The following is a 4,936-nucleotide window of genomic DNA, read 5'->3' as shown; positions in this document are numbered from 1 at the left end:
GTGTGGTGTTTCAGAGCTGTAGAGTGGATGCGTAACATCTTTGTGGGCAAGTCCTCGGCCTATTAGTACCAGTCAACTCGACAACACATTACTGTGCTTCCATTTCTGGCCTATCAACCCAATGGTCTGTTGGGGGCCTTAACCCACATGGGGTGGGATACCTCATCTTGGAACAGGCTTCCCGCTTAGATGCCTTCAGCGGTTATCCCTTCCGAACGTGGCCAACCAGCCATGCCACTGGCGTGACAACTGGCATACCAGAGGTTCGTCCGTCCCGGTCCTCTCGTACTAGGGACAGCCTTCCTCAAGTATCCTACGCGCGCGGCGGATAGGGACCGAACTGTCTCACGACGTTCTAAACCCAGCTCGCGTGCCGCTTTAATGGGCGAACAGCCCAACCCTTGGGACCTACTCCGGCCCCAGGATGCGACGAGCCGACATCGAGGTGCCAAACCATGCCGTCGATATGGACTCTTGGGCAAGATCAGCCTGTTATCCCCGGGGTACCTTTTATCCGTTGAGCGACACCCCTTCCACCAGGTGGTGCCGGATCACTAGTCCCGACTTTCGTCCCTGCTCGACATGTCTGTCTCACAGTCAAGCTCCCTTGTGCACTTGCACTCAACACCTGATTGCCAACCAGGCTGAGGGAACCTTTGGGCGCCTCCGTTACTCTTTAGGAGGCAACCGCCCCAGTTAAACTACCCATCAGGCACTGTCCCTGAACCAGATCATGGTCCGAGGTTCAGATTCCCAATCCGACCAGAGTGGTATTTCAACAACGACTCCACCAACACTAGCGTGCCAGCTTCACAGTCTCCCACCTATCCTACACAAGCCGAACCGAAAACCAATACCAAACTATAGTAAAGGTCCCGGGGTCTTTCCGTCCTGCCGCGCGTAACGAGCATCTTTACTCGTAGTGCAATTTCGCCGGGCCTGTGGTTGAGACAGCCGGAAAGTCGTTACGCCATTCGTGCAGGTCGGAACTTACCCGACAAGGAATTTCGCTACCTTAGGATGGTTATAGTTACCACCGCCGTTTACTGGCGCTTAAATTCTCAGCTTCACCCCGAAGGGTTAACCGGTCCTCTTAACGTTCCAGCACCGGGCAGGCGTCAGTCCATATACATCGTCTTGCGACTTCGCATGGACCTGTGTTTTTAGTAAACAGTCGCTTTCCGCTGGTCTCTGCGGCCACCCACCCCTAGCCCGCGAAGGGCTTCAGAGTGTTTGGCCCCCCTTCTCCCGAAGTTACGGGGGCATTTTGCCGAGTTCCTTAACCACAGTTCACCCGATCGCCTTAGTATTCTCTACCTGACCACCTGTGTTGGTTTGGGGTACGGGCCGTGCACGCACTCGCTAGAGGCTTTTCTCGGCAGCATAGGATCACTCTACTTCACCTCAATCGGCTACGCATCACGTCTCAACCTATATGAATGGCGGATTTGCCTACCATTCGGTCTACACGCTTACACCAGTACTACCACTCACTGGCGGAGCTACCTTCCTGCGTCACCCCATCACTCGACTACTACGGAATCAGATCCCACGCTCCACACAGAAACCTCCGTCCGAAGACATTGGTAACTGGCTTTGGGTGGTTAGTATCAACCGCCTCATCCTGGGCGCACGTGCTCGGGTACGGGAATATCAACCCGTTATCCATCGACTACGCCTGTCGGCCTCGCCTTAGGTCCCGACTTACCCTGGGCGGATTAGCCTGGCCCAGGAACCCTTGGTCATCCGGCGGCAGAGTTTCTCACTCTGCATTCGCTACTCATGCCTGCATTCTCACTCCCACACCCTCCACGACTGGCTTCCGCCGCCGCTTCCCTGGATGCAGGACGCTCCCCTACCCATCAACACGACTAGACGTCCCCGCAAGGAGAACGCCGATCTATATGTGTCAATGACACAGCTTCGGCGGTGTGCTTAAGCCCCGCTACATTGTCGGCGCAGGACCACTTGACCAGTGAGCTATTACGCACTCTTTCAAGGGTGGCTGCTTCTAAGCCAACCTCCTGGTTGTCTGGGCAATCCCACATCCTTTCCCACTGAGCACACACTTAGGGGCCTTAGCTGGTGTTCTGGGCTGTTTCCCTCTCGACGACGAAGCTTATCCCCCGCCGTCTCACTGCCACACTCTCACACCACGGTATTCGGAGTTTGGTTGATTTCGGTAACCCGGTAAGGCCCCTAGACCATCCAGTAGCTCTACCCCCGTGGTGAAACATGTGACGCTGCACCTAAATGCATTTCGGGGAGAACCAGCTATCACGGAGTTTGATTGGCCTTTCACCCCTACCCACAGCTCATCCCCTCAGTTTTCAACCTAAGTGGGTTCGGCCCTCCACGTCGTCTTACCGACGCTTCAGCCTGGCCATGGGTAGATCACTCCGCTTCGGGTCTAGACCACGCGACTCAATCGCCCTATTCAGACTCGCTTTCGCTACGGCTACCCCACACGGGTTAACCTCGCCACGCAGCACTAACTCGCAGGCTCATTCTTCAAAAGGCACGCCATCACCTCAACATCACAAAGATGTGCTCGGGCTCTGACGGCTTGTAGGCACACGGTTTCAGGTACTCTTTCACTCCCCTCCCGGGGTACTTTTCATCTTTCCCTCACGGTACTAGTCCGCTATCGGTCTTCAGGAAGTATTTAGGCTTACCGGGTGGTCCCGGCAGATTCACAGCAAATTCCACGAGCTCGCTGCTACTCGGGAACACCAAACAAACAATCCACAACGTGTTTTCGCGTACGGGACTCTCACCCACTCCGGTCGCCCATCCCAAGGCGTTCCACTAACACGCGCGATCATTCCGAGGACTGTCAGATCCTCGACGCTGGGTCCCACAACACCACACACACAACGCCTGACAGCTTGACATGTGCATGGTTTAGCCTCTTCCGCTTTCGCTCGCCACTACTCACGGAATCACGGTTGTTTTCTCTTCCTACGGGTACTGAGATGTTTCACTTCCCCGCGTTCCCTCCACACACCCTATATATTCAGATGCGGGTAACACCACATAACTGGTGCTGGGTTTCCCCATTCGGAAATCCTCGGATCACAGCTCGGTTGACAGCTCCCCGAGGCATATCGCAGCCTCCCACGTCCTTCATCGGCTCCTGAAGCCAAGACATCCACCATGTGCCCTTAACAACTTGACCACAAAGATGCTCGCATCCACTCTACAGTTCTCAAACACCACACCAGAAACAAACAACCTGGGGGTAAGCCCCTTGGCGTGTTGCCTCAGGACCCAACAGCGTGCTTGTGAACACCACCTCCAGCCATCCCGGGATCACCCTTTCCACGCTCCACAAGGAAGCAGTACTCAGACGCCCCGGCAACCGCCGGCGATCGCATAAACCAGTAGTTCCACAATTCCTTGAGCAACCAGCACAACACCACGTTCGGGTGTTGAGTGCCGGCCACTCCACCACCGTTGGTCCGGGTATCCCGGCGGGGTGGATGTGTTGCTCCTTAGAAAGGAGGTGATCCAGCCGCACCTTCCGGTACGGCTACCTTGTTACGACTTCGTCCCAATCGCCAGTCCCACCTTCGACCACTCCCTCTGCAAGCAGTTGGGCCATGGGCTTCGGGTGTTACCGACTTTCATGACGTGACGGGCGGTGTGTACAAGGCCCGGGAACGTATTCACCGCAGCGTTGCTGATCTGCGATTACTAGCGACTCCGACTTCACGCAGTCGAGTTGCAGACTGCGATCCGAACTGAGACCGGCTTTAAGGGATTCGCTCCACCTCGCGGTATCGCAGCCCTCTGTACCAGCCATTGTAGCATGTGTGAAGCCCTGGACATAAGGGGCATGATGACTTGACGTCATCCCCACCTTCCTCCGAGTTGACCCCGGCAGTCTCCCACGAGTCCCCGCCATAACGCGCTGGCAACGTAGGATAAGGGTTGCGCTCGTTGCGGGACTTAACCCAACATCTCACGACACGAGCTGACGACAGCCATGCACCACCTGTACACCAACCACAAGGGAAGCCCTATCTCTAGGGATGTCTGGCGCATGTCAAGCCCAGGTAAGGTTCTTCGCGTTGCATCGAATTAATCCACATGCTCCGCCGCTTGTGCGGGCCCCCGTCAATTCCTTTGAGTTTTAGCCTTGCGGCCGTACTCCCCAGGCGGGGCGCTTAATGCGTTAGCTACGGCACGGACAACGTGGATGTCGCCCACACCTAGCGCCCAACGTTTACAGCGTGGACTACCAGGGTATCTAATCCTGTTCGCTCCCCACGCTTTCGCTCCTCAGCGTCAGTATCGGCCCAGAGACCCGCCTTCGCCACCGGTGTTCCTCCTGATATCTGCGCATTTCACCGCTACACCAGGAATTCCAGTCTCCCCTACCGAACTCAAGTCTGCCCGTATCGCCCGCACGCTCCACGTTAAGCGTGGAGTTTTCACGAACGACGCGACAAACCGCCTACGAGCTCTTTACGCCCAATAATTCCGGACAACGCTCGCACCCTACGTATTACCGCGGCTGCTGGCACGTAGTTAGCCGGTGCTTCTTATCCAGGTACCGTCACTTGCGCTTCGTCCCTGGCGAAAGAGGTTTACAACCCGAAGGCCGTCATCCCTCACGCGGCGTCGCTGCATCAGGCTTGCGCCCATTGTGCAATATTCCCCACTGCTGCCTCCCGTAGGAGTCTGGGCCGTGTCTCAGTCCCAGTGTGGCCGGTCACCCTCTCAGGCCGGCTACCCGTCGTCGCCTTGGTAGGCCATTACCCCACCAACAAGCTGATAGGCCGCGGGCTCATCCCGTACCGCCGGAGCTTTCCACTCTCAACCATGCGGCCAAGAGTCGTATCCGGTATTAGACCCAGTTTCCCAGGCTTATCCCAAAGTACAGGGCAGATTGCCCACGTGTTACTCACCCGTTCGCCACTAATCCACCCCG

At 56.5% G+C, this 4,936-nt stretch carries 2 rRNA genes; both read right to left on the bottom strand.

The features are described from left to right. Nucleotides 1-42: 42 nt before the first annotated feature. A 23S ribosomal RNA gene (locus tag AMK34_RS19690) occupies nt 43-3,178 on the bottom strand. A 320-nt stretch (nt 3,179-3,498) separates the two neighbouring features. Further along, nucleotides 3,499-4,936 (bottom strand): 16S ribosomal RNA (locus AMK34_RS19680); the annotation flags it as partial.

It is taken from the genome of Amycolatopsis sp. CB00013 (assembly GCF_001905755.1).
GTDB classification, from domain to species: Bacteria; Actinomycetota; Actinomycetes; order Mycobacteriales; family Pseudonocardiaceae; genus Amycolatopsis; species Amycolatopsis japonica.
This window is presented reverse-complemented; position numbering and strand designations above follow the sequence as displayed.